This is a genomic window from Klebsiella sp. CSG-1 (assembly GCF_056521145.1).
In genome coordinates this window covers 34667-58427 of record NZ_JBWNLD010000015.1, presented here as the reverse complement: position 1 = coordinate 58427, position 23761 = coordinate 34667, and the positions used below count along the sequence as shown (strand labels likewise).

At 54.6% G+C, this 23761-nt stretch carries 24 protein-coding genes and 4 pseudogenes; 5 read left to right on the top strand and 23 right to left on the bottom strand.

Going from position 1 to position 23761, the window contains the following annotated elements; all coding sequences use genetic code 11:
• Window positions 1-54: 54 nt before the first annotated feature.
• The 5 genes from AC007G_RS25105 to AC007G_RS25085 form a co-directional block, all read right to left on the bottom strand.
• Entirely contained in the window at window positions 55-1173 is a 1119-nt protein-coding gene (locus tag AC007G_RS25105; RefSeq protein ID WP_032693909.1) for an NAD(P)/FAD-dependent oxidoreductase, read from the bottom strand.
• A 32-nt stretch (window positions 1174-1205) separates the two neighbouring features.
• Window positions 1206-2279: a Gfo/Idh/MocA family protein gene (locus tag AC007G_RS25100; protein ID WP_032693910.1), complete on the bottom strand. Its 1074-nt coding sequence runs from the start codon at window positions 2277-2279 to the stop codon at window positions 1206-1208.
• Entirely contained in the window at window positions 2279-3025 is a 747-nt protein-coding gene (locus AC007G_RS25095) for an amino acid ABC transporter ATP-binding protein (RefSeq protein ID WP_032693911.1), read from the bottom strand. The genes AC007G_RS25100 and AC007G_RS25095 overlap by 1 nt, the downstream gene beginning before the upstream one ends.
• Before the next feature lies 1 nt (window position 3026).
• Complete coding sequence (locus AC007G_RS25090; protein WP_032693912.1) at window positions 3027-3839, bottom strand: amino acid ABC transporter permease; 813 nt, start codon at window positions 3837-3839, stop codon at window positions 3027-3029.
• Between the two features lie 73 nt (window positions 3840-3912).
• A complete protein-coding gene (locus AC007G_RS25085; RefSeq protein WP_032693914.1) occupies window positions 3913-4734 on the bottom strand; it encodes an ABC transporter substrate-binding protein in 822 nt (273 codons plus the stop codon).
• Window positions 4735-4929: 195 nt separating this feature from the next.
• On the opposite strand from AC007G_RS25085, the gene AC007G_RS25080 reads away from it, so the two are divergent.
• Window positions 4930-6006, top strand: coding sequence for a LacI family DNA-binding transcriptional regulator (locus AC007G_RS25080; protein ID WP_032693915.1), 1077 nt, complete (start codon window positions 4930-4932; stop codon window positions 6004-6006).
• A gap of 148 nt (window positions 6007-6154) precedes the next feature.
• On the opposite strand, the pseudogene AC007G_RS25075 reads toward AC007G_RS25080, so the two are convergent.
• From AC007G_RS25075 to AC007G_RS25040, 8 genes and pseudogenes are all read right to left on the bottom strand, one after another.
• A pseudogene (locus AC007G_RS25075) lies at window positions 6155-6543 on the bottom strand (IS3 family transposase); the annotation flags it as partial.
• Window positions 6544-6940: 397 nt separating this feature from the next.
• The gene (locus AC007G_RS25070) at window positions 6941-7831 is read right to left on the bottom strand and encodes a DMT family transporter (protein WP_224255681.1); all 891 of its coding nucleotides are present in this window, start codon (window positions 7829-7831) and stop codon (window positions 6941-6943) included.
• Window positions 7828-8658 (bottom strand): sugar phosphate isomerase/epimerase family protein, encoded by an 831-nt coding sequence (locus AC007G_RS25065; RefSeq protein ID WP_050595137.1) that lies wholly within the window; start codon window positions 8656-8658, stop codon window positions 7828-7830. Before AC007G_RS25065 ends, AC007G_RS25070 begins: the two co-directional genes overlap by 4 nt.
• Entirely contained in the window at window positions 8658-9398 is a 741-nt protein-coding gene (locus tag AC007G_RS25060; protein WP_003031954.1) for an amino acid ABC transporter ATP-binding protein, read from the bottom strand. Before AC007G_RS25060 ends, AC007G_RS25065 begins: the two co-directional genes overlap by 1 nt.
• Window positions 9398-10060: an amino acid ABC transporter permease gene (locus AC007G_RS25055; RefSeq protein ID WP_003031955.1), complete on the bottom strand. Its 663-nt coding sequence runs from the start codon at window positions 10058-10060 to the stop codon at window positions 9398-9400. Before AC007G_RS25055 ends, AC007G_RS25060 begins: the two co-directional genes overlap by 1 nt.
• A gap of 43 nt (window positions 10061-10103) precedes the next feature.
• Window positions 10104-10859: an ABC transporter substrate-binding protein gene (locus AC007G_RS25050; protein WP_003031956.1), complete on the bottom strand. Its 756-nt coding sequence runs from the start codon at window positions 10857-10859 to the stop codon at window positions 10104-10106.
• Window positions 10860-10924: 65 nt separating this feature from the next.
• Entirely contained in the window at window positions 10925-11755 is an 831-nt protein-coding gene (locus AC007G_RS25045; RefSeq protein ID WP_003031957.1) for a PfkB family carbohydrate kinase, read from the bottom strand.
• A gap of 5 nt (window positions 11756-11760) precedes the next feature.
• Complete coding sequence (locus AC007G_RS25040) at window positions 11761-12798, bottom strand: SIS domain-containing protein (RefSeq protein WP_003031958.1); 1038 nt, start codon at window positions 12796-12798, stop codon at window positions 11761-11763.
• Between the two features lie 230 nt (window positions 12799-13028).
• Here AC007G_RS25040 and AC007G_RS25035 point away from each other — a divergent pair, with 230 nt between their 5' ends.
• The 3 genes and pseudogenes from AC007G_RS25035 to AC007G_RS25025 all read left to right on the top strand — a co-directional run bounded on the left by AC007G_RS25035 (window position 13029) and on the right by AC007G_RS25025 (window position 16812).
• A complete protein-coding gene (locus AC007G_RS25035; protein ID WP_032693925.1) occupies window positions 13029-14126 on the top strand; it encodes a LacI family DNA-binding transcriptional regulator in 1098 nt (365 codons plus the stop codon).
• 412 nt (window positions 14127-14538) lie between these two features.
• Window positions 14539-15609 carry a PDDEXK-like family protein gene (locus AC007G_RS25030; protein ID WP_221918718.1) on the top strand — a complete coding sequence of 357 codons (1071 nt, stop codon included), beginning with the start codon at window positions 14539-14541 and terminating at the stop codon, window positions 15607-15609.
• 105 nt (window positions 15610-15714) lie between these two features.
• A pseudogene (locus tag AC007G_RS25025) lies at window positions 15715-16812 on the top strand (IS3 family transposase).
• A 51-nt stretch (window positions 16813-16863) separates the two neighbouring features.
• Here the strand turns inward: AC007G_RS25025 and AC007G_RS25020 are convergent.
• The 5 genes and pseudogenes from AC007G_RS25020 to AC007G_RS25000 all read right to left on the bottom strand — a co-directional run.
• Window positions 16864-17160: pseudogene (locus tag AC007G_RS25020) on the bottom strand (helix-turn-helix domain-containing protein); the annotation flags it as partial.
• A gap of 231 nt (window positions 17161-17391) precedes the next feature.
• Window positions 17392-17664: a YkgJ family cysteine cluster protein gene (locus AC007G_RS25015; protein ID WP_071993384.1), complete on the bottom strand. Its 273-nt coding sequence runs from the start codon at window positions 17662-17664 to the stop codon at window positions 17392-17394.
• Complete coding sequence (locus AC007G_RS25010) at window positions 17661-19232, bottom strand: ATP--cob(I)alamin adenosyltransferase (RefSeq protein WP_032693930.1); 1572 nt, start codon at window positions 19230-19232, stop codon at window positions 17661-17663. Before AC007G_RS25010 ends, AC007G_RS25015 begins: the two co-directional genes overlap by 4 nt.
• Before the next feature lie 46 nt (window positions 19233-19278).
• Complete coding sequence (locus tag AC007G_RS25005; RefSeq protein WP_032693932.1) at window positions 19279-20376, bottom strand: hypothetical protein; 1098 nt, start codon at window positions 20374-20376, stop codon at window positions 19279-19281.
• Window positions 20377-20414: 38 nt separating this feature from the next.
• Window positions 20415-20840 (bottom strand): WYL domain-containing protein, encoded by a 426-nt coding sequence (locus AC007G_RS25000; protein ID WP_224255682.1) that lies wholly within the window; start codon window positions 20838-20840, stop codon window positions 20415-20417.
• A 142-nt stretch (window positions 20841-20982) separates the two neighbouring features.
• Here AC007G_RS25000 and AC007G_RS24995 point away from each other — a divergent pair.
• Window positions 20983-22076 (top strand): IS3 family transposase gene (locus AC007G_RS24995; protein WP_224255689.1). Its coding sequence is split into 2 segments (ribosomal slippage): window positions 20983-21214 and window positions 21214-22076, totalling 1095 coding nucleotides; the frame shifts between segments, so codons are not numbered across the junction.
• Between the two features lie 49 nt (window positions 22077-22125).
• Here the strand turns inward: AC007G_RS24995 and AC007G_RS24990 are convergent.
• The 5 genes and pseudogenes from AC007G_RS24990 to AC007G_RS24970 all read right to left on the bottom strand — a co-directional run.
• A pseudogene (locus AC007G_RS24990) lies at window positions 22126-22293 on the bottom strand (helix-turn-helix domain-containing protein); the annotation flags it as partial.
• A gap of 216 nt (window positions 22294-22509) precedes the next feature.
• Window positions 22510-22764, bottom strand: coding sequence for a hypothetical protein (locus AC007G_RS24985; protein ID WP_009653916.1), 255 nt, complete (start codon window positions 22762-22764; stop codon window positions 22510-22512).
• Between the two features lie 75 nt (window positions 22765-22839).
• Window positions 22840-23097, bottom strand: a complete 258-nt coding sequence (locus AC007G_RS24980; protein WP_009653918.1) for a hypothetical protein — start codon at window positions 23095-23097, stop codon at window positions 22840-22842.
• Between the two features lie 48 nt (window positions 23098-23145).
• Complete coding sequence (locus tag AC007G_RS24975; protein WP_004098931.1) at window positions 23146-23349, bottom strand: HHA domain-containing protein; 204 nt, start codon at window positions 23347-23349, stop codon at window positions 23146-23148.
• Between the two features lie 33 nt (window positions 23350-23382).
• Complete coding sequence (locus AC007G_RS24970) at window positions 23383-23751, bottom strand: hypothetical protein (RefSeq protein WP_009653915.1); 369 nt, start codon at window positions 23749-23751, stop codon at window positions 23383-23385.
• Between the last annotated feature and the right edge of the window lie 10 nt (window positions 23752-23761).

The window sequence follows — 23761 nt, the reverse complement described above, 5'->3', positions numbered from 1 at the left end:
CAGGCAAAAGGGAGTGTATTCAGCGCCACCGACATCGTGGCGCTGGCAATAATGTTAGCTAAATCTTTCCGGGCGGAAGGTCGCCAGCATCGGGTGTTTGACGCCGGTGAGTATCTCCTGCGTCAGTATCTCGCCGAGGATTAACGCCAGCGTGGCGCCGGAATGGGTGAAAACGACAAAACAGCCGGGAACGTTCTGCAACTCGCCGACCACTGGTTCGCCATCTCCTGGAATGGGCTTCAGACCAATTTTCCAACTGTTGGCTGTTAACGGCTCGCCGTCACCTATCAGGCTACCCGCTTCCGCCATCAACTGGTTAATGACAGATGTATCAATGCTGTACTGCCCGTCAGCCTGAGCGACGATATGCTCTTCATACCAGTCATGATCGACGGCGATAGTGTTGCCAGGGTTAGGGCGGACCGCAGCGCGTGGTGTATTCAAGACCACCTGGAGTGCGTGATCGCAGGGTTGGCTGGTCACCAGCATTGAGACCGGAGAGCTATTGGGTATCTTCACACCGAGTGGGGCAACCACTTCCGGCGTCCACGGGCCACACGCCACCAGTACCTGATCGGCCTGCAGCTCACCGAATTTTTCACTGCGAATGCCGCTGGCCCGGCCGTCTTTGGTTATCACGCTGGCTTTACCAGCGTGCTCAACGACTTCTCCGCCCAGCGCACGAAATGCCTGCATCAGATGCTCAACCAGATGCGGCAGACTGACCCAGCCTTCACCCAGATTTGCAATCGCGACCTGACTCAGGCTGGCCGGATTCACCTGCGCATCGACATCACCGACCGTGGCGTGATTGATCAGCTTTGAGTCGTAGCCCTGCGCTTTTTCATAGTCATGACGCGCTTTGGTGCCCGCGACATCGTCTGCGGCCCAGTAAATAGCACCATCGAAACGCAGCCAGTCAAGCTGTGGATGGCGGGCAAATAGCGTGCGATAGCGGTCAATACCCGCCATCCGCAGCGCATGATAAGGCTGCGAACGCTCACCAGCTGAGTTGAGCCAGGAGAGGGAACGGCCGGTGGCGCCTGAGCAGAGCGCCGCTTCCGTCACCAGTGTGACTTGCGCGCCCGCCTGCGCCAGCTGCCAGGCGGTTGAGACTCCGAGAATGCCGCCACCCAGCACGATGACGGTTTTTGCCACGGTTTTGTCAGACATCATTTATTCCTTCTGTTAAAAAATGTTCGCCCTCAGGCAATACGTACGCGATGCTGCCGATGGAGTTGCTCAATAAGCTGTAAAACACTGAGCGCTTCACGTGCATCAACCGGCGGCGGCCCGCCGTGTAACAGCGCGTGGGCTAACAGCTGATAGAAAGCGGGGTAGTGGCCACGTTCAATGGGCACCGTTGTGGTTGCCCCGACCGTGCCGGCCCGGGCAAAATTACCTGCCGGCGTGACGCCGTACTGGCTATCGGTGGGCGACATGCCAGCCGCCAGCTGCGGCTCCTGATTATCCAGCCCCCAGTGGGTGAAAGCGCCTTTGCTGCCCAGCAGGTGGAAGCGCGGCGCATTCAATGCCGCCTGACCATTCATCCACAGCCGGGAACGCACCCCGTTGTGATGCAGCAATGAGACGAAACTGTCTTCGTCACTGTCCGGCTGAGGCCCGGAATGGCGTGCCAGCTCCGCCGTGGCGTAGACTACCGGGCCAAATAGCTGCATGGCCTGGTCAATCAAATGGCTTCCGAGATCCAGCAACAAACCGCCGCCCTGCGCAAGAGTGACGCTGTCACGCCAGTTGCCAAATCCCTGCGGTCGCCACCACTCGAAACGCGACTCAAAACTTCTTACGGTGCCAAAGGCTTCCTGTTGTACCAGGCGCTGTAATGTCAGAAAGTCACCGTCCCAGCGTCGGTTATGAAAAACGGTGAGCAAGGTATTAGCCTGCTGCGCTGCGGCGATCATCATTTCGGCCGCTTGTACATCTGCTGCAAACGGCTTATCCACCACCAGATGGATAGCACGCTGGCTGGCCTGCACAGCCTGCTCCGCATGTTGCGCCGGCGGCGTGGCCAGCACGATGAGATCGATGCTAATCTCGCCGCCATCAATTGCCTTAAGCAACGCCGGCCAGTCCGGCAGCACCCGTGCCTGTGGGTAACGTTGCTGCGCCGTCGCTACGCGTTGGGCATCGCCAGTGACGATGACGTCGAGACGATAGTCGGTGTTAGGGGTAATCAGCGGCGCATGAAACACGCTGCCGGCGACGCCAAAACCCACCAGAGCCGTGCGGATTGGGCCTCTAACCTGTTGATGTGGCATCACAGTACCTCCGACAGAAAACGCTGCAGGCGTGCAGATTGCGGGCGGTCAAAGATTTGTTCTGGTGTGCCGGCTTCTACAATCTCGCCTTCATCCATAAACACTACCTGGTCTGCCACGCGCCGGGCGAAGCCCATCTCATGCGTCACTACCACCATGGTCATGCCTCGCTGGCACAAATCAGCCATTAGCGTCAGAACACCTTTCACCAGCTCAGGATCGAGTGCCGAGGTTGCTTCATCGAACAGCATCACTTCCGGCTCCATCGCCAGCGCACGTGCTATCGCCACCCGCTGTTGCTGGCCACCCGAGAGGTCGCGCGGACGGTGATCGGCTCGCTGAGCAAGGCCAACTTCGGCCAGCCGCTGGCGGGCAATCTCCAGAGCCTCGGCTTTCGGGAGGCCTTTCACTTTCCACGGTGCCAGCGCCACGTTTTCCAGCGCGCTATGATCGGGAAAAAGGTTGAAATGCTGAAATACCATGCCAATCCTCAACCGTAGCGAATCGGGCTTATCCTTCAGGACAGATCGCCCGGCCAGTAATACATCCCCTTTCTTCGGCTCATGCAGGCGATTGATGCCACGCAGTAAGGTGGATTTTCCCGATCCCGAGGGACCGATGATGCAGGTGGTGGTGCCAGGTTCGATGCTCAGCGACACATTACGCAGCACCTCAATCGGGCCGTACGCCAGGGTCAGATTGCACAGCTCCAGGCTCGCGCCGTGAAACGCAGAAGGTATAGCCATATTAATGTCCTTGCTCGCTGGTAAGGGAGACCGAGACCGCCGGAACCACATTGCGCTTTTGCTGCACTTCATCGAGCTCCTTCAGGCCGCTTTGTGGCGCAGTGGCGCGACGCCGTCCGGTACGGTAGCGGATGTCGATATAGTTCACGGCGTGGGTGAGCGGCACGGTGATCACCAGATAGAACAGCCCGGCCAGCATCAGTGGAGACAGGTTGCCGCTCAGCACGGCAGCATCCTGACCGACCCGGAACAGCTCACGCTGACCGGTCATCAGGCCCAGCAGATAAACCAGCGACGAGTCTTTGATGATGGCGATGAACTGATTGACAATCGCAGGTAATACGCGGCGGATGCCTTGCGGAATGATCACCAGGCGCATCGCCCGGCCATAGCTCATTCCCAGTGCCCGGCACGCTTCCATCTGCCCCTGTTCCACGCTCTGAATACCGGAGCGGAAAATTTCGCCCATGTAAGCGCTGGCAATCAGGCTCAGGGCAAAAATGCCCAGCGGATAAGGAGTAGGGCCAAACAGCTGATAGCTAAACCGCGCCAGGCCCTGACCAATCAACAAAATGGTGAGGATGGATGGCAAGCCCCGAAACAGATCGGTATACAGCCGCGCGGGCACGCGCAGCCAGCGGGAGGGCGAGATGCCCATCAGCGCCAGTATAAGGCCGAATAGCGTGCCCAGCACGGTGGCTGCTACAGAGATAATGATGGTGTTAACCAGTCCGGTTGCCAGCAGCTGAGGCAGGACGTCCATCATCGATGGAATATCAAAAAACGTACGGGAAAGAATAGTGATCAGATCCATAGCCGATTCTCGGTTGCGGGTGACGGACATGTGCCGTCAACGGATGCAGTCTCACGCATAATGATGCGCAGGGTTATTGGCCACCGGGCAGATACTGTTGCGGCATTGGCGAACCAGGGAACCATTTCTGGTACAGCTGTTTCCAGGTTCCATCCTGCATCGCTGCTTTGATGGCTTTATCCAGCGCAGCTTTGAACTCAGGCTTACCTTTGGCGATGGCGACGCCCGCAGGCGTGTCAAAAGAAGGGATGTTCGCCGCCGTGACCAGCCTGAAGCGGGTGGCATAATCTTTGGCCGCTTCGTAGTCGAGGAACATGGCATCGAGCGTGCCGTTGTTTAGAGCGGACACCGCTGCGTTGTTATCGGGGAAACGCACCAGATCGGACTGTTTGAAATGCTGCAGCGCATAGTTCTCCTGCAGTGTGCCCTGAATCACCCCAACTCGTTTATGCGCCAGGGTTTCAACGTTCTTCACGCCTGAATCACTGCGGGTCAGCACAGTTAGATAGCCCGCGAGATAGCCAGTAGAGAAGTCGACTGTTTTTTCACGTAGCGGCGTGATTCCAATGGCGGCGACACCGGCATCATACTGACCATTTGCCACAGCCGGCAGGATGGCGGAAAAATCCTGACCGATAAAGTCCACCTGTTCAATACCCATGCGATGTGCCACGTTTTTGAAGAATTCGACATCAAAACCAGTAAAATTGCCGTTTTTATCGGTGAAAGTGTAGGGCTTCGAGTCTCCCAGGCTGGCTACACGTAGATGACCGGGTTCGATCAAACCCCAGGGATTGCTGTCATTAGCGGCGTATGCACTCCAGCAGGCTGAAGCCAGCATAGCTGAGCCGAACAGAGCAGCGGTCAGATGATTGAAGCGTTTGTGCGATGTCATAAGGCTCTTCCGTTTTTGCAGGTGAAACTTCAGAGTTCGCCAAGCCGGTTTATAATTATTGAGACCGGTCTCAACGAGGTGTAAAATAAGACAGATCTTGGCGTTGAGACCGGTCTCATTTGGATGTATTGATATTAAGCACACGCTGTCAGCAGCGTCAATAATGTTGTTATCAACTTGTGATTCTAAATAATTATGACCAATGAAAATGCTCGTTTACGAAGCCCAACCGTCGCCGACGTCGCCCGCGAAGCCAATGTTTCCAAGGCTCAGGCGGCACGTGCCTTGGGCGGATATGGTTCAGTGAGTGATGACGTGCAGACCCGGGTGAATCAGGCAGCTGAAGTGCTGGGATACAGGCCGAACGAGTTGGCCCGCAGTATGAACACCGGCCGATCTAATACCATTGGGGTAATTGTCGGCGACATTGAAAACCCGCATTTTGGCCTCGCGCTGCGCGGAATGGCGGACGTTGCGCGACAGGCGGGATTTCACTTGCTGCTGAGCAACAGCGATGAAACTCTGGACGAGGAGCGGGAGGCCGTGCGCGTGATGCTGGATAAGCGCGTCGATGGCATCATCGTCGCGCCGTGCAGCTCACTGTTTGAGGATAACGAACATCTTCGCCAGGTGCTGGCAGAAGGGCGTTCATTAATGATGTTTGACCGGGCAGTTCAAGGGATGGAGGTGGAGACCGTCCAGGCGAACTTTGTTACAGTGGCTAAACAGGCCACGGAGCTGTTACTGGCGGCCGGGCATCAACGTATTGCTTATATCTCCAGCATGCGCTGCGCTACACCTTATTCGCCGACCATCACGTTGGGCCCAACGCCGGTTGCGCAACGTGTTAGCGGAATGATTGACGCCTACCGGGCCGCGGGTAGGGAGCTGGATCCGGCGCTCATTCGGCTTAATGCACTCAGCGAAGCCACCATTGAGCAGATACTGACTGAACTACTTGCGCTCGCCGAGCCACCGAGCGCGCTGATTGCCTCGGACAACCTGATTGCGATAGGCATCCTGCGTGGTCTGACCAAACGTGGCCTGCGCGTACCCGAAGATATCTCTTTTCTGATGTACGATGATTTTCCCTGGACCGAGCTGATGTCACCGCCGCTGACTGTGGTCGCCCAGCCGGTATATGAAATGGGACGCGAAGCCGCGCGCCGATTGATTTGCCAAATCCGCAAGCAATCCGCCGGCACCTTACCTACGTTTGATAGCTGGATGGTAGTGCGCGGCTCGGTAGGGGGAAATTCATCCGCTGGGTGATATTGTGCCGATACGGGTTTGTGATAATTCCAGTCAGCTATTTTTTGGGGCGCCATAAATGGTGGCCCTATAGTGAATTGCAGAGTTTTGTTCCTTGATGCGCACCATAGAGATACGAAGAAAGCAAGGTGAGCATCACATAGATATAGTAGAGTCGGTAAATGCGTTTGTGATTATCCCGCCTGAGCATGACGTGAACCCTGCGGTAGCCATAGTTAACCCGGGTTTCGGTGTTCTCCCTGATACGGAGGCGCAACGCACTGTCGTCTACTGCTACAGAACGGTAGCGGAAAGATCTGCGGCTGACTCGTAGCGAAAAACAGACCTGCCTCTCACTGGTTCCGTAGCGTGCCTGCAGGTCTCGGCCCCATTCGTGCAGACGCGCCAGCGTCAGTTCTTTTTTGCCAGCACATCCTGCAGCATGGCCTTGTCGAGGCTCAGATCGGCAACCAGTTTCTTCAACCTGAGATTCTCTTCCTCAGGCTGCCGCATGTATTTCAGCTCCGAAGGATAAATCCCGCCGTATTTCTTGCGCCAAGGTTTCGTCAACTGAGGCCCGCTAAAGTGGGAAGGTCAAAAAAATAACCTTGACGGACAATAATTTTCGATATTCAAACTGCCCCCTTTATGATGGAGCTGGAAGGGAAACGGTTCAACAGCGACGTGATAGTGACAATACCGGGCAGTTATTTACGATTTCATCCAGGGCATATAACAGTCCGGGAGAGATGTATTCCGACCCCCGTGCCGACTGGGAGAGGTCTGCCGCGGCGCAGTTCCATATTGGTATGAACGTGTCCCGGGACGGGGTGACGCCAGTGAAACTGCGTTCACGGACGGTACCCGGAGCTGTCAGGATACCTGTCCGGTAACGCTGAGTCGTACCGTCTATATGAACGGAAATGCCGCCAACACCCTCGCCCGCAGGCGAGGGTCAGGCGCTGACGTGCCCCTCTCTGGTGACCGTCAGCGCCAGCAGGATAAGCAGCGCGCCGCCCACCTGCGACAGAGTCATCGCTTCGCCATACCATAGCGCCGAGAAAATGGCCGCCCACACTGGCTCCATCAGCATGATGAGCCCTCCGTTGGGCGTATAGGCTAGCCGCTGCGCATAGTTTTGCAAAAAGAAGCGCAAGCAGGTGGGAATGAGAATGCTGAGCGCAAGCCATGTCCAACCAGCCGCGTTGAGCTCGCCAGGCCACGGCTCCAGCCACAGGCTCACCGGCAACGCCAGCAGGCCCACCGCGATCATCTGCATGGCGGCGAATAGCACCACCGGATGGTCGGTGGCGAAGCGATTATTCAGGCTGAAGTAAAAGGCGAAAATCGCCGCCGCACCAAAAAACCAGAACTGGCCCGCCTCGAACCGCCACTGGAGAAAGCTGTTACCCACCAGCAGCGCAATGCCGGGTAGGGCGAGCAGCATGGCGAGCCCGATGCGCTTCGACAGCGCCTGGCGGAACAGCAGCCATCCTGCGAACGGCACCAACAGCGGCCCGAGGCAGGTGAGAAACGCGCCAACGCCCAGCGCGGTGGTAAGATGCAGCGCCACAATCCAGCACATCATCGAGCCGCAAATCAGGCTGCCGATGGCGAAGGCTGGCCACAGGCTGCGCCGCCATTCGCGTCGGTCGGCTGCGGGCACCGCCAGGCCCAGCAGCAGACCGCCCGCCAGAAAGCGCACGGCGATAAAAAAGACCGGAGGCAGCGCGCCAAGTGCCTCTTTAGAGAAGATCCAGCCTGCCCCGGCACAGAGCGTTACCAGCAACAGCAGGCTCTCGCTTTTGCGTGCAGGCAGCATGGCCGCGCCGCTTCGCGCTATCATGCGAGCGCGTCACGCAGGAACGTAATGCTCTGGCGCATCGGCTCTAGCGGCTCCTGCCAGTAGCGCCCACCGGCTATCTCAAGCGACAGCAGACCGTTATAGCCACCTTCACGAAGGGCGCTGAGGTAGCTTTTCAGCGGCAGGTTGCCGTCGCCGAGCGCCAGATGGCCCGCAGGGGTTCCGTCGATAAAATGGCAGTGGCGCAGTTTTGGCCCAAAGGCGTTGAGGTAATCGGTCACGCTGTCGCCGCCCACCGCCATGCCGACGATATCCAGCGCCGCGTCGAGCGCAGGCGAACTGACTTCGTTAACCAGAGACGCCAGCTCATGCACGGTGCTGGCGAGGTTGCTTTCGCGCGGCTGCAACACTTCCAGCACCAGCGTCACGCCACGGCTTTCCGCGAGGTGCGCCAGTTGCGCCAGGGCGTCCACCGCGCGGCTGCGCGCCTCCGCGGGCTTATCCTCTTCATAACCCCAGCCTGGCGTCATAAACAGTAGAGGCGACTCAAGGCTTTCGCATATCTCCAGGCTGCGGCGGAAATAGTTAATGCTGTACTCCCGCTGCAGCGGGTTTTCGGCGGCGATATTAACCGGGTAGACGCACTGCTCCGGCGTGAAACAGGCGAGCTTAAGCTCGCGCTCCGCCAGTTCCCGCCTGAGCGCCTGCAGGTCCGCTTCCTGCACGGTGTCGATATGCAGGTGCGGCGCAACGCCCCATAGTTCAAACCACTGCACGCCGAGCGCGGCGACATCGTCCAGGCAATGGTTCAGCCGGTAGTGCGAATAGGTAAAGTTGGTGGCGCAGATATGGCTGGCGTTAAGCATCATTATTCCTCGCTGATGGGGTTGAGTACACGTTGTAAAAACTCGCGGGTGCGCGGGTGGGAAGGGTTGGTCAGCACCTGGCGCGCCGGGCCTTCTTCGGTCACCACACCGCCGTCGATAAACACCACGCGGTCGGCCACTTCGCGGGCGAAGGCGATTTCGTGGGTCACCACCACCATCGTCCTGCCCTGATTCGCCAGCTCGCGCATCACTTTCAGCACATCGCCCACCAGCTCCGGGTCGAGCGCCGAGGTGGGTTCGTCGAACAAAATGGCTCGCGGGCGCATCGCGAGCGCGCGGGCTATCGCCACGCGTTGCTGCTGGCCGCCGGAAAGATCCTGCGGGTATGAATGCGCCTTGTGGTCCATCCCCACCTGTTTAAGCAGCTCCATGCCATATTCCCGCGCGGGGCCGGGGCGCTCGCCTTTGACGTAAATCGGCCCTTCGGTGACGTTCTCCAGCACCGTGCGGTGCGGGAAGAGGTTAAAGCGCTGGAAGACCATCGCCACCTCGCCGCGCACCTGACTTAGCGCGCGCTCGCTGCCGTCCACCTGCACGCCGTCGAAAATAATCTCGCCGCTCTGGTAGTTCTCAAGCCCGTTGATGCAGCGCAACAGGGTCGACTTGCCGGAGCCTGAAGGGCCGATGATGCAAACCACCTCCTGGCGGTTGATGGTCAGGTTGATGCCGTTCAGCACGTGTACCGCACCGTAACTTTTATGGACATTGCGATATTCAATCATCAGTGGCTCCGACGCTTGTTCATGGCGTGTTCCACCCGGCGGCACAGCCACATCAGCGGCCAGCACATTACCAGATAGAGCAGGGCGACCAGCGTGAAAACGGTGGTGTTCTGAAATGTCGCCGAGGCGAGCAGCTTCCCTTGCAGGGAAAGTTCCGCCACGGTGATGGTGGAGGCGAGCGAACTGTCCTTGAGCATCATCACCATGGTGTTGCCGTATGAGGGCCAGATAATCTTGATGGCCTGCGGCAGGATAACGCGGCGCATCATCAGGCGCTTAGACATGCCAAGCGTCTGCGCCGCCTCGATCTGCCCCTTGTCGATAGCCTGAATGCCGGCGCGAAAATCCTCCGCCTGGTAAACTGAATAGGCGATGCCGAGGCCGATAATGGCGGCAGTCAGCGCCGACATTTCGATACCGATATCGGGCAGTACAAAGTAGATATAGAAAAGCTGAACCAGCATCGGGATGCCGCGCAGCACGTTAACCACCGCACCGCTCACGAGGCGCAGCGGACGGTGGGCCGATAGACGCATCAGCGCCCACGTCAGCCCGAGCAGGGTCGAGAGGATAAGCGAACAAAAGGTAACCAGTACCGTGTATTTCACCCCCTCCACCAGGATGGGGAGGGCGGTGGCGCTGAAGGTAAAAAAGTCGTTCATCGCAGTTCCTGTCACGGGGTATCAGGGGCTACGCCCCCTTGTTTTAATTAAGCTTCCACTTTTCCAGCAGCGCCGTAATCTCGCCGTTGCTCTGCATGGTGGCGATAGCTTCGTTAAGCTTCGCCAACTGCTGCTCTTCGTCCTTACGCACGCCAAGCCCGAGCGAGCCTGGCAGTACCGGCTTGTAGCTCTTCACCAGCCGCACGTTGGGATATTCGCCAAGCGAGAGGTAATAGGCCATGGAAGGGGTATCGCCAAAGCCCGCTTTGATGCGCCCGGCGTTCACGTCTTTCATGATGCCGGTGAGGGTGTCGTAAGCTTTCACATCCTTGAAGATGTTGGCCTGCTTAAGGGGCTCGATAAAAATCGTGCCCATCTGCGCGCCCACTACCGCACCAGGCAACTCTTTAAAGGAGGTGTAGTCTTTAGTGTCCTCTTTACGCACGATCATCCCTTCGCCGTAGCTATACACAGGCGTGGTGAAATCGATCACTTTCTTGCGCGGCTCGGTGATATACATGCCGGTGGCGATAAGGTCTATCTTGCCGGTGCGCAGCGCCGGAATAAGCGCTGAGAAATCCATCGCTTTAAACTCCACCTCATAACCCGCGTGCTTTGCGGCCTGGCGGGCGATATCCAGCATAAAGCCGTCCAGCTCATGGGTTTTCGGGTTCAGAAAGGAGATGGGAATGCCGTTGGCTTCGGTGCCGACCACCAGCTTTTCGGCGGCCCCGGCGGGTAAGGCAAGCGAGATTGCGGCCAGCAGCGCTACTGAACAGGCTAAGGTTTTCATCTTCATGTCTTGCTCCACGTAAAAAAGGTTGGATTGCAGCCCGCCTGCGGCGGTGCGTTATAGCATTGCGACTACGGTTGTTGTTTTGCCTCCTGCGGTAGCGGCGTTAGCGGCACGCCGCTGCCGAATGCACCGAGGCGTTCGCAAACCCTCGCCGAGGCAAGGGCCGCATCGTTCGCTGCGTCGGCAAGCGTTGATCCCTGACCAAGCTTCACCAGCAGCGTGGCGATAAATGCATCCCCCGCGCCGAGGCTGTCGACAATCTGCGTCGGCAACGCGGGCTGGCGGTGGCGTTCGCCCCGGTGGCTGATAATCGCGCCGTCCGCGCCCTGCGTGACCAGCACGGTGGCGACACCCGCCGCGTGCGCGTTGGCGATCAGCGTTTCAATCGCCTGCGGCGCGCTGCCACTGCGCGAAAAGGTGGCGACCTGCACCCAGCGCAGCAGCGGCTCGGCCCAGGCGTCGTCGCGCGAACCGAAGTCGAACGAGAGCGGCGCGCAGGCGGCAAGCTGGGGAAGCTGTGCTTCCAGCCCGCTGTAATCGCTGGTGTGCAGCAGGTCGAAGTCCGCAAGCCACGCCAGGTCCGCCTCGCTCAGCCGCAGCTGGTAAGGCGGCGGCACGGAACCGACGAAAAAGCGGTTGCCGTCGGCATCGATATCGATTTGCGAAAGCGCGTTAAAGCTTTCGTTGATCCGCACGCGACTGATGTCTACTCCTTCAGCGCAAAGCGCGTGGCGAATCACGCCCGCCGGAATATCGTTGCCGGTGATGCCGAGGTAGGCGGCCTGCGCCCCGGCCTGGCGGCCAAAAACCGCAAAGTTAAGCGCGTTGCCGCCCGCGAACATCAGGTCGCAGTGCAGGTAGCGGTCAATCACGTTGTCACCCACTCCACAAATTCGCATAGTTATCAATATTCCACTTTGTACATGTAACGGCGGTCATCGAGAGAGTGGCCGGTGTGATGCTCCAGGTGATCTGCAAGACGCGTGCCCATCAGGCCCAGCGCGATGGCGGCAAAGCGTGCTTTCACTTCTGGCGCTGCGCCCGGCAGGCTAAAGCCAGCGGCGTCAAACACATGGACGTTTTCGGTATAGCGGCGGGCAAAGTCGATGGCTCGCTGCGTCATGGCGCGGCTGTCGTCATCGGCGTGGAACACCACCAGGTGTGCGCCCGGCAAAATCATCTCAAATGGGCCGTGGCAGAAATCACCCGCCAGCACCGGGGTGGCGTTGCGCCACTGCATCTCCATCAGATAACAGTAGGAAAGCGTGTAGGCCGCGCCGTAGTTAGCGCCAGCGGCGGTCACGTAAATATCGCCGCCCTGAGCGATGGATTTCGCAATGGCGTCGCCGACGGCTTCTTGTTTATCGAGGTACTGTTGCAGCGCCGCAGGCAGGGCGGGCAGGGCGTCGCGCCAGGCGCTGACGTCTAGGTTATCCACGTGCTCCAGCAGTTCAATCACCAGTTGCAGCAGCAGAAGCTGTTTGCCCGGCGTCACGGTACGCGGGCTGTAGTAAACCAGCGCGGTGTCGGCGGTATTGGCGAGCGGCGTGTTCAGCTCCTGGCTTAGCGAGACCACATACGCGTCGTAAGATTTCGCAAAGAGCGCCGCCTGCGCCGTTTCCGGCGTGGCGCCGGAGTGCGATGAGAGGATCACCAGCGACGACGCTCCCAGACGGGCAGGGGGCTGCGCCATAAACTCCGCCGCGTTCAGGTTCCACGCCTGTAGCTTTTTGCTGTGGCGGCAGAGCAGGGCGTGGGCATGCACGGAAGAAGAGAACGAGCCGCCGCAGCCGACGAAATAGATATCTTTCAGCGGGCGGGAGGCGGCGGCCTCTGCGATGCCAGCGATGGCGTTTTTCTGTCCCAGCACTTTCTCAAGTGTCGGGATGAAGTCCGCTTCCAGCGGGCGCAGCGGCAGTGAAACTGTGGTGTTTTGCGTCATGTTGGTTTACCTGTCCGTCTCGGTTGTAATGGATGTGATAACGTTATCAGTTCATCTGCAAAATAAACACGTGATTTACAGCAGCGGGTGGATTATCCTAAAATGAGAGAACGTTATCACATGGTGAATAATTCGCCGGTGTTAAAAAATTGTCAATGATCTTTTTCTTATGATTTTGCCGGAAATCGATAACCTCCGGGAACTGAAAAGCGGAGCAGACAAAACTTCTTATGAACAAAAAAAATAACCGAATCACCGTGAAAGACGTGGCGCGCAAGGCGGGGGTTTCCACCGCGGCGGCTGGCCGGGCGCTGGGAGGTTACGGATATGTCAGCGAGGAGCTGCGTGAAAAAATCATACGCGCTGCTGAAGAGCTGGGCTATGTGGCAAACCAGGTAGCGCGGGCGATGATCACCGGCAAAAGCCAGACCATCGGCGTGGTGGGCGCGGACATCAGCAACCCTTTTTTCGCCGAGGCGTTGCGCGGCATCAGCGATATCGCCCGTCGCCACGAGTTCGGCGTGCTTATCACCAGCAGCGACGAAGACGTGCCGCGCGAGCAGGAGGCGGTGCGCATTCTGCTGGAGAAACAGGTGGACGGGCTTATCGTCTCGCCTGCTGATATAAACAATTGCCACCACCTAGACCAGGCTATCGCCCAAGGTATTCCGGTGGTGCTGCTCGACCGTAAGCTGCCGACGCTGGCCGCCGACGCGGTGCTTATCGACAACGTACATGCCAGCCGCGAAGCTACGCGCTACCTGCTAAGCTGCGGCCATCGTCGCATCGCCATCATCACTGAGTTAAGCTCGGACTACGATACGCAACTGGCGCTGGAGCCGGAGAAGTTTTCGACGATCAACGCCGACCGGCTTAACTCAAGCGGCGCGCGCCTGCTCGGCTACCTGCTAGCGCACCATGAAGCGGGCGTGGCGGTGGAGAAAACCTTAATCCGCCGCACTGGCAAATATTGCGCCCAGCACGCGTTTGAAGAGACACTGGCTGTGCTGGACGCCGCCGCGCCCACGGCAGTTTTCGCGGTGGATAACGTCATGACCCAGGGCGCCTGGCGCGCGGTGCGTGAGCGCGGCATCGCTGTGCCGCAAAAGCTCTCTTTCTTCGCCTTCGACGAACTCGACTGGCTGACGCTCACCACCCCGCGCATTTCCACCGTTGCGCAGCCGATTCACCATATGGGCGTACATGCAGCCAAGCTGCTTTTCAGGCGCATACGTGAGACAGATTTACCTGTCTCGTGGCAAACGTATCAGGTGGAGATGAAGCTGCGCGAGTCGGTGGCGACGATCGCGGAGAACGTGAAAGGATAACGTTCTCCGACACGCTTAGCTCCGGTGCGTGTTCACTACCTGGCCGATGTGTTCACCTTCCAGCGCGTGTGCCGGGTCGCGAAGAGGTCGGTGTTGAAGGACGTATAACTGCGCAGGAGCCGTTATCGGGGTTTGAGGGGCAATCGTGTAAAAACCACGCTAAGGAGATAATTCATTCTTTTTTAAACGCATAGTTTTTCTGTATTCGCTGAGTGTGAGGCTTTTAATACGGCGAAAGGAATAGGATAGCGTTGCATCGACCTGTTGAGCTCACAGCACGAAGCGGACTGTTAACTTTGAAATCCACCGCAATTATCGTGCACCCAATGCCAGCGGGCAGACAGGCCTCCCTATGCCAAGGCTCTTTTTGTTGGTATGTTTCTGTATAGGGAAAACCGCTGCGGAGAAACCAATGGACCTGCCTGCTCTGGAAGAATTACTGACTCGCCTCAAATCACTGCCTGTTGCTGAAAAAAGTGAGACCAATATATTTTCGGTTGTTGCCCGTGGACACTATGAAAACCCTGTCAGCGATTTACTCGCTTTCTTTATTGATCCGGATGCGCCCCATGGACTGAATACACTGGTTATTGGGGCCCTTCTGGAATGCCTGCCAGCCCATGTTGATGCATCACTTATCTCTCCACCAGCCCGTGAGGTTATGACCCAGAAAGGAACTCGAATCGATTTGCTACTTGAGTCGAAAGAATGGGCCATGGTGTTGGAGAATAAAATCTGGCACCAATTGAACAATCCTTTCAATGATTACAGTGGGTATCTGGAGCAAAAACATCCAGATAAGAAACCGTTCCTGGTGGTTCTGTCGCCGGAAGGACTGGCTCCAGCCGGTTGGACAGGAATAAGCTACAGTATGTTTATTTCTGTTCTGTCGCCCAGGCTCGGCATGGCATGTATTTCTTCCCCGCTCAATAAATGGCAGGTTTTGCTGCGCGAATTCATTCTACATCTGGAGACACTGATGGGTAAAAATACGATTGCAGCAGAGACAGAAACCTTCGTTCTCGAAAATTTGCGTAATATTCAGGAAGCGGTGTTACTGAAAAATGCTGTGGTGAAATCACTTCAGGAGGAAGGCCTACGGTTTCTGACAGAGCACTTTTCTGATCGTGGTTATGAGGTCACAACGGCACTTAATCATTGGGAAGGTTATCCGGCACTGCGCTTCGGATTGTCGCACTGGGTGAGTGAATCTGATGTGGTACTTTTTCTAGACAAAACACCTGGAAGACAGTTTGAAGTACGAACGTACATCTGTAGTCTGACGACTCCTGCATTGCAGCATCAAGCAAGAAAGATGTTGATACCTGCACTTTATGACGACTGCTGGCCTGAGAGAAGCGGAAGTGTGTTTACCTTCGTTTCTCGGCTGTCACAGAAGCATGAGGAAAAACATCTGATGTTCCAGAGTGTGGCGAAAGCGTTAGAGCAGTTGAACGAATTTGAACTGCGCCATGAGAGATAGCGGCCATTTTTACTTGATGTAGCCCCCTGAAACACCAGACAGTAGCTGTATCTCCAGATAAGAGATAGGCTTGAATATATGTCTAACACTAACGCCAATTTTGAGATGAACGGGATCCTGTTAGGGCAAGAAGTCCGTAAACGTAAAACTCCTCAGGAGAAGATTGCCATTATCCAGCAGACGATGGAGCCAGGCATGAATGTCTCCCACGTCGCCCGCCTGCACGGTATTCAGCCCGGCCTGCTGTTCAAGTGGAAGAAGCAGTACCAGGAAGGCAGCCTCACCGCCGTTGCTGCCGGAGAAGAAGTCGTGCCTGCCTCTGAACTCACAGCTGCGCTGAAGCAGGTTCGGGAACTTCAGCGCCTGCTGGGCAAGAAGACGATGGAAGTTGAGATCCTCAAAGAAGCGGTGGAGTACGGCCAGTCGCGAAAATGGATAGCGCACGCGCCCTTGTTGCCAAAGGACGGGGAATAGCCCTGGTCAGCCGCACCATGGGTGTGTCGCGTGCGCAGCTGTCACTGCGAATTAACCGTTCTGTCGACTGGCAGGACAGACGCTGTAACCGGCGTAATGACGAAGCAGACGCTGAAATACTGTCGGATATTCTCGACATCATCAGCGATATGCCCAGTTACGGCTATCGTCGTGTGTGGGGTATCCTGCGTAAGCAACGCCTCACAGAGGGGCTCCCCCGGTCAATGCCAAACGGCTTTACAGGGTAATGAGCGAGCATAACCTGTTGTTGTTGCATGACAAGCCAGAGCGACCGAAGTGTAGACATAAGGCCAAAATCACGTTAGCAGAAAGCGAGATGCTCAGGTGTTCAGATGGCTTAGAATTCGTCTGCGACAAGAGTGAAAAACTGCGGGTCACGTTCGCGCTGGACTTCTGCAACCGTGGGGGCATAGACTGGGCAGCAATCACGGGAGGTTATGACAGTTCGACGGTGCGGGATATGATTCTGAAAGCGCATCAGCGACAGGTTGCCGGACACACCAGTGCAGTGGCTGACGGACAACGGTTCAGCGTATACCACGTATGAAAGGCGGAGGTTCGTGAAAACGATAAAAGAAGACTATATAGCGTTCATGCAAAACAGGATTGAGAACAACACTGTGAAACCTTGCAGCAGCATTCAAGCATAACAATGAAAACCATTCGCACAGCGCGCTGGGATATCACTCTCAAAGGGAACAACTGTAGCAGCGCACATCGTTAACTTAAGATACAAAAGCTGTCCAGAAACGGCGGGTCAAGATCAATCGAATGAAGCCTTTTTAACTCGCTTTGAATACGTCTTGCACCCAGATTCCGCAGTGTTCGTAACGCCAGGATCAGAGCGATTTTGTCGGGGCCAGTCTTAGTTGCTGGTGAGTGTTTAGGACGACGGCCGTGGCTTTCCAGACCAGCTATACCCTGTGCCAGATATCTGCGCCACCATTTACGTAATGTGGGTCGAGAAATGCCGCAGCGACGACATACAAACCCCGCATCACCAGACGTCTCATAGAGTTTTACCCACTGTAACCGCTGCTGAATTCCCCTGTTCATAGTAAGGCATTATAGTGAAACGATGTCTGTGAATCACACAGGTAAATACAACAATGCATTAGCCATCTATAAATCTAGATGGCTATTTTTTGGTGTATTTTTTGTCTCCGAAGTGATTTACTTTAGATTCAGCTCTTTGATTCGGATTCAAGTGGTCAAAACAACGGCAGCATCAGTCCAAAGGCTTTCAAACTGGCCTGGTCGTGACTACGGTCATAGGATCAGTCCATCCTACTGCTCAAGTTTTTCTAGAATTAAACAAGCTTCACGATTAAGAGTAATGAATTCCTGCCAGCTATATTGCTGCTGGTAGTTAAGCTGATACTGTTTTTCTACCTGGCAAATAAGCGGACGTGTTTTATAAATCGCGCACAGCTTTGTCTCCATCTGATAGTGACGACAAATGCCATCACCACGATCGAGAAATTGCGTTTCACTGGCGCGATTGACGTGGCGACAACAAGCGCCGCACTGGTTACAGGGAAACGCGGGCGTTAGCGTCATAGCTTACTTAACCAGCTACGCACAGAGCGGGTATTCCCTGCTTCAAACGGTAGCGCAATATTACGGCGCTCAACCTCTGCACGCAGCAACAAACCGCGCTCAATTTCACTATTCACCGCGTTAAGATGCAGCGAGAAACGCGATAACGCAGACGTATCAATAGCAAACTCTAACGCCGAAAGCTCCAGTAGATAACGATCGAGTTCAGCATTCACCTGCTGATAATACTCTAGTGCTTTCTGATGCTTATCTTTAAACGTATCCAGAAACGTCCAGACCTTTTTCATCAATGCGCTGTGTTCAAGGAAGTAGTTCATCACCAGCGTCAGAAGACCAGTCGCCAGCGCGCCGCAGAAAGCCGCCAGTTCCGGACCAAAAGGAAAGACGAGCATCTTGGCTAAAGCTTCATTAACCACCACACCCGCAGCCACGGCCACACCCGCAGCCACCAGCTTGCTCACTGCTTTAGCCAGCTGCCCCGGCGTTAACCCCTCAGGGTTAAAGACCATAACTTTAAAGGCCTGTACCAAATTGTTCCACATCTCACGAATCAGGCGCACCATCATCTTCTTAGTCGTAAAGAAGATATTGAAGAGCGTCGTCGTAATGCTGGAGAGCACGCCACCGATGGCACCGTCTTTAAAGGACGCCAGGAAAGTGCTGAATTTACCCTGCACTCGCTGCCAGACTGCGCGTAATGCCTCCGCCGCATCTTGCAGGAAGTCTCCGGCATCGAATGAACGACGATGCTTCTCGAACATCACGGGAATGCGCTCGCGGAACTCAAACCAGGTCTCTGCCAGAACCAGCCCCAACATCTGCCGCGTTCCCATGCGAAATGCATTGTTCATTGTGGCAGTGGCGACATTCTTCGCAAACTTGCTGCTGGTATAATATTCCTGATTGATCGTACTGTTGTATTTTCCCCGCGCCTTTTTGTCAGCCTCTTTCATCCGTTCAAAATCGGCGGCTGCTTTATTTTCCAGCTTATTCAGTTGTTTTTGCTCTTGCTCGGAAAGCGTTGGTTGGCTGCGCAAACGGGCAATTTCCTGCGTGGTCACAGCATGCTGTTCTTGTAGCGTTTGCACGAAGGCATCCATCGTTTTCGCCTTCTTCGCCTTATTCAGCGACTCATTCGTGAAGGTCAGATTTGATGAATCATTAGCCAGGTCGGCACCATCGCATTCGGCAAGGATACGCCCTGGATCGTTGTGAATTTCATGGGCGGCAATAATATGGTCGAGATTCTTTTTATCATTAGCCGCAAATTTCTCACCAGTGTAGGTATCGGTCAACGTACCGACCTCGTGCGCCTTTTTTCCCGCCCGGTTGGTGGCAATGTAGTTTTCGTGGCTATGGTAATGATGAGAATCATACCCTTCGCGTTGCTCGTACCGTTGACGCTCGGCATCGGAGGCATACACTCCCTCGCGAGCGTTATGAATGGTGTTCACATCGCCGCCGTGTTTATCCTCCAGCAAGAGAAAATCCAACCCAAAAGAGGTAGTCAGACTCTTGACTACCGTCTGATGTAACTCTTCACCCCAGTCAAACCTGGCTGTGTTCATTGTGCTCGCCCATAGCAATACCGGGCAGATTCGCCCGGCGAGTCGATTAAATACGAGAAGAAAATGCGTCAAACTCAGAATCAGAAGCCGCCAGTTTTTCGTCCAGAATCTCTTTGTTCAGCAGGTTCATACCGTTGCTGTCGGTCTGCAGTTGGATCACGCCATCTTCGATAACGGCTTCACCGTTTTCCTGCGTCACCGGCTTGAACAACGGCGTGGTGATCACGTCGGTCATTATGGCGGCTAATTCATAACCATGGTCGATAATCGCCATGATCTCTTCCGACTCATTAATCTCGGTAGTGATATTCTTCTCATGACGTTCAACAATGACGGCATGCATAGCTTTCAGCGGCTCAAAGTAGTGCTGAATAAAGACGCTATGCATACGGGTGATTGATTCATAAATGCTATTTACATACTGCTGCACCTTCGTCAGCTGCGCTTCAGCCGCATTCATTTTTTCCACCGCCGCGGTCACTTCACGGGAGCTTTGATAAGCATTGTTAAGCGCCTTTTCGGCATGGCTATCGTAAGCCCAGCCCGCAATAGCAATCAGCGGAGCCACCACTGCACCGCCAAGCACCATCGCGCCGCCCGCCATCCCCCAACCACCTGCGGCCAGGGAACCACCACCAATCGCCGCCATTGTGGCGTTATACGCCGCCGCACCAGACAGGGCGGCGATCGGCGTACCGGTAGAAGCTGCGGCAAACGCCATCACGCCGCTGTACACGGCAAAACCAGCGGCAGCACCAGAAACCCCGGCACCGACGACCGTCGTCAGGTATTCCGTGGCGGAAATCGCCAAGTTCTGAATTTTATTGATGTTATGCTGTGGTACCTTCAGCCGAAGATCTTTATGCCCATCTTTCGCCATACGCGCCAGCAGATCGTCGGCAATCGTTTTAAACTCATTGAAATCTTTACCGATTTCCAGCTCTTTTTCACCCAGTTCGGCCAGTTTTTTCGACGTTGTTTCATTTGCCAGATCAAAGCTCTCTTTATGCTTATCAAAGCTACGCTGCGCGCGATCTAATACATCATCAGCTTCCGATTTTTTCTGGTAGCCATCATAAGCTTTTTTACCGCCAAACGCCGTTGCCGCTGCCGCGACGCCCAGAATAATGAATGGTAATGCCATAGATAATAATCTCCTGTGCAATAAGTCGTTGTTACCCGCTACGCATCACATTCCTGAACAGGAACGGAGTCGCGATCGACAGTGATGTAGTTATACAGTAAGTTGATGACCGTTTTTTTCAACCATTCTGGTTCCAGAATTTCTATATTCGGTAACCAGAATAGAATTAGTGGAATAATTTGACTCTGATGTGCTGCATTGTAAAGCAAAGTCACGCCATCATTCTCTTCGCGAACCAATTCTTGCTGAGGCAGTAAGTCTCGTCTTGAGAAGTAGCCAGCAATACTGTGTTTAATACGCACCCGCACCTCAAACGTCCCTTCACTCACCCAAGGATCGCGATGCTCATCAATTAATGACAGTGTGGGTGTATCTACAGCAAAATGCTCTTTCCGGATATCCAACCACCGAATTTTACTTAACGAAAAAGACTTTAGTAGATTGGCCCCTATATTTCCATACACTTTTTATCACTTAACCCATGACTGGTTCGTCGCCGCAGATATCCTGACCTGCTCCCCGTTGATTAGTACACCCCGATGTTAGTAATGTCTTCATAAGCCACATGAGGACATCCCCATGAAGAAGCGTTTTTCCGACTAACAGATCATCAGTATTCTCCGCGAAGCCGAAGCTGGGGTACCCGCCCGTGAACTCTGCCGCAAGCATGCCATTTCCGATGCCACGTTTTACACCTGGCGTAAGAAGTATGGCGGTATGGAGGTGCCTGAAGTTAAGCGCCTGAAGTCGCTTGAGGAAGAGAACGCCAGACTCAAGAAGCTGCTTGCCGAAGCCATGCTGGATAAAGAGGCGCTTCAGGTGGCTCTTGGGCGAAAGTACTGACGACAGACCAGAAGCGGGAAGCCGTGATGCTGATGTGTGATGCGACCGGTCTGTCGCAACGTCGTGCCTGCAGGCTTACAGGTTTATCCCTGTCGACCTGCCGCTATGAGGCTCACCGTCCGGCTGCTGATGCGCATTTATCAGGGCGCATCACTGAGCTGGCACTGGAGCGCAGGCGTTTTGGCTACCGTCGTATTTGGCAATTGCTGCGCCGTGAAGGGCTTCATGTTAATCATAAGCGCGTGTACCGGCTTTATCACCTCAGTGGCCTGGGCGTAAAACGCAGAAGACGTCGTAAAGGGCTGGCAACAGAACGTCTGCCGCTGCTCCGTCCGGCGGCGCCCAATCTGACCTGGTCGATGGATTTCGTCATGGACGCACTTTCCACCGGTCGCAGGATCAAGTGTCTTACCTGCGTCGATGATTTCACAAAGGAATGCCTGACGGTCACTGTTGCCTTTGGGATTTCAGGCGTTCAGGTCTCGCGTATTCTGGACAGCATTGCACTGTTTCGAGGCTATCCGGCGACGATAAGAACTGACCAGGGGCCGGAGTTCACTTGCCGTGCACTGGATCAATGGGCCTTTGAGCATGGTGTTGAGTTGCGCTTACTCCAGCCGGGCAAGCCAACGCAGAACGGATTTATTGAGAGCTTTAACGGACGATTTCGCGATGAATGCCTGAATGAGCACTGGTTCAGCGATATCGTTCACGCAAGGAAAATCATTAATGACTGGCGGCAGGATTATAACGAGTGTCGTCCACATTCAGCACTGAATTATCAGACGCCATCAGAGTTTGCAGCACGGTGGCGAAATGGAAAATGTGAAGGTAAACAAACCGACCTTACTAACTGACGGTTGTATCTAATCCTGGGGGCAGGTCAATCGTGGTGGCCATTACCGGTGGCCCGGACTGACGATAACGTTTCAGCAGACGGCTGCAATGGCGCGGCGTGATACCGAGCATTTCGGCTGCCTGACCAGGACGCAGGTTGCGGTCGATGACATCCTGAAGGATTTTGAGGCGGTTGATTTCTTTCACGGTGAACATCCCGGTGTCATGTATAGCCACAGAAAACTCCTCATCAGGAAAAGCGAGTTGTTGACTAGGCATACAGGTCTGAGAACTATAGCCTGGACATTCCTAATGAGCCACAAATAGACATTATCATTGAGCCCCTACATACTAAGTGCGCTTAATGCGTTTTATGTTAAATATCAATCACTTAGCGTCAAATTATAGCTGTTCTTCTGCAATGGCCTGCTCACTATCACTGCCAGCACGACTTCAGTCGGGATAGATGGATTCTTTTCTGGCATTAATGCCATAAAGACAAACACGGTTTTTTTCAGGCAAATGGATACCCATCAGGCGAAGAATAAAGCCGCGCCACCCCCGGTTAACCTGACGGTTATAGTCATACAGGTCTGCATTTTCTTTTTTAAGCTTTGACCATTCATGCATGAGTGTTAGTGCATCGAGCTCGGTGATGTGCTTCACTTCATCACCGATACGTACTGTGTTAATGCCTCTTCCCGTCATGATGATCCCCTCCGGCAATATCAGTTTCAGATTAACGCTGTTGTGATGATGATTTAACTACACACTAAAGGCAATCTAACGTTTAATCATACCTCTGATAATAAAGAACATCATGGTTAATGAAAACACAATCAGAAGCCAGCCAAAGGGTTTGGCATCAAAAAAAGTAGTGATGCAATCATTAGTACAGGTAACCACCTTCGGGGTGACAATAGAAATTCCCCATCCAAGAATAACTACCATAGTGCCTGCTACTGCGGCTAAGAAAAAAGTGGTGAAGAATGCGCATCCGACTACCAGTAACAATCCAATCAGTTCAAATATCATATTCATGATTGCGCTCCAGGTGAGATAACTGCGAACAGACTGATGCTGGCTGTATTATTTAACATATTTCCAGACGCCTGCTGGTATTTTATCATAAAACTTCCCCATTGCCATTTCCGCCAGCCGGTGATCCACTGCGGCATTAAAGTGCTCAAGTTCGTCATCCGTCAGGGAATATTTATTTTTTTCTATTATCCTTTCCAGAGTTTCCTGTGATGTACAGCGGCGTAGTCGTAAAATCCATTCCTGTTTCGTCATTAATTTTATATATCCTGAGGTGTCCCGGTAATATCATTCTGGAAGATGCTTTTCTTTCAGTCGGTTATGAGTGAACCATTTTGCATATGTAATGTAGACCACAAAAGTTAAGAGTGCGGACAGACTATATATCCAGAGAACAGGCACTACGTGATGAAAACGTATCATCTGACCGGATTCATCTGCCATACTCATTAATGCATTGCTGTATGTTTCAGTCTGAATAAACTCGTAGTAAGGTACCATCACAACATGAAGAAAAAATAAATTAAGCAGATACGTCAGAGAAAACGCGTGTTCCTGCCCGTTATAGGGCGCATACTGCGCAAAGGCGAACATCCATCCTGTGAAAAGCAGAAAACACATCGCGAAATACACCACCACCCATACCGCTGTTTTCATCACTGCCCTC

What these genes read in the sequence shown, in the direction of transcription:
- AC007G_RS25105 (WP_032693909.1), bottom strand. Translation starts at nt 1,173, where the DNA reads ATGTCTGACAAAACCGTGGCAAAAACCGTCATCGTGCTGGGTGGCGGC.
- AC007G_RS25100 (WP_032693910.1), bottom strand. Translation starts at nt 2,279, where the DNA reads ATGCCACATCAACAGGTTAGAGGCCCAATCCGCACGGCTCTGGTGGGT.
- AC007G_RS25095 (WP_032693911.1), bottom strand. Translation starts at nt 3,025, where the DNA reads ATGGCTATACCTTCTGCGTTTCACGGCGCGAGCCTGGAGCTGTGCAAT.
- AC007G_RS25090 (WP_032693912.1), bottom strand. Translation starts at nt 3,839, where the DNA reads ATGGATCTGATCACTATTCTTTCCCGTACGTTTTTTGATATTCCATCG.
- AC007G_RS25085 (WP_032693914.1), bottom strand. Translation starts at nt 4,734, where the DNA reads ATGACATCGCACAAACGCTTCAATCATCTGACCGCTGCTCTGTTCGGC.
- AC007G_RS25080 (WP_032693915.1), top strand. Translation starts at nt 4,930, where the DNA reads ATGACCAATGAAAATGCTCGTTTACGAAGCCCAACCGTCGCCGACGTC.
- AC007G_RS25070 (WP_224255681.1), bottom strand. Translation starts at nt 7,831, where the DNA reads ATGATAGCGCGAAGCGGCGCGGCCATGCTGCCTGCACGCAAAAGCGAG.
- AC007G_RS25065 (WP_050595137.1), bottom strand. Translation starts at nt 8,658, where the DNA reads ATGATGCTTAACGCCAGCCATATCTGCGCCACCAACTTTACCTATTCG.
- AC007G_RS25060 (WP_003031954.1), bottom strand. Translation starts at nt 9,398, where the DNA reads ATGATTGAATATCGCAATGTCCATAAAAGTTACGGTGCGGTACACGTG.
- AC007G_RS25055 (WP_003031955.1), bottom strand. Translation starts at nt 10,060, where the DNA reads ATGAACGACTTTTTTACCTTCAGCGCCACCGCCCTCCCCATCCTGGTG.
- AC007G_RS25050 (WP_003031956.1), bottom strand. Translation starts at nt 10,859, where the DNA reads ATGAAGATGAAAACCTTAGCCTGTTCAGTAGCGCTGCTGGCCGCAATC.
- AC007G_RS25045 (WP_003031957.1), bottom strand. Translation starts at nt 11,755, where the DNA reads ATGCGAATTTGTGGAGTGGGTGACAACGTGATTGACCGCTACCTGCAC.
- AC007G_RS25040 (WP_003031958.1), bottom strand. Translation starts at nt 12,798, where the DNA reads ATGACGCAAAACACCACAGTTTCACTGCCGCTGCGCCCGCTGGAAGCG.
- AC007G_RS25035 (WP_032693925.1), top strand. Translation starts at nt 13,029, where the DNA reads ATGAACAAAAAAAATAACCGAATCACCGTGAAAGACGTGGCGCGCAAG.
- AC007G_RS25030 (WP_221918718.1), top strand. Translation starts at nt 14,539, where the DNA reads ATGGACCTGCCTGCTCTGGAAGAATTACTGACTCGCCTCAAATCACTG.
- AC007G_RS25015 (WP_071993384.1), bottom strand. Translation starts at nt 17,664, where the DNA reads ATGACGCTAACGCCCGCGTTTCCCTGTAACCAGTGCGGCGCTTGTTGT.
- AC007G_RS25010 (WP_032693930.1), bottom strand. Translation starts at nt 19,232, where the DNA reads ATGAACACAGCCAGGTTTGACTGGGGTGAAGAGTTACATCAGACGGTA.
- AC007G_RS25005 (WP_032693932.1), bottom strand. Translation starts at nt 20,376, where the DNA reads ATGGCATTACCATTCATTATTCTGGGCGTCGCGGCAGCGGCAACGGCG.
- AC007G_RS24985 (WP_009653916.1), bottom strand. Translation starts at nt 22,764, where the DNA reads ATGACGGGAAGAGGCATTAACACAGTACGTATCGGTGATGAAGTGAAG.
- AC007G_RS24980 (WP_009653918.1), bottom strand. Translation starts at nt 23,097, where the DNA reads ATGAATATGATATTTGAACTGATTGGATTGTTACTGGTAGTCGGATGC.
- AC007G_RS24975 (WP_004098931.1), bottom strand. Translation starts at nt 23,349, where the DNA reads ATGACGAAACAGGAATGGATTTTACGACTACGCCGCTGTACATCACAG.
- AC007G_RS24970 (WP_009653915.1), bottom strand. Translation starts at nt 23,751, where the DNA reads ATGAAAACAGCGGTATGGGTGGTGGTGTATTTCGCGATGTGTTTTCTG.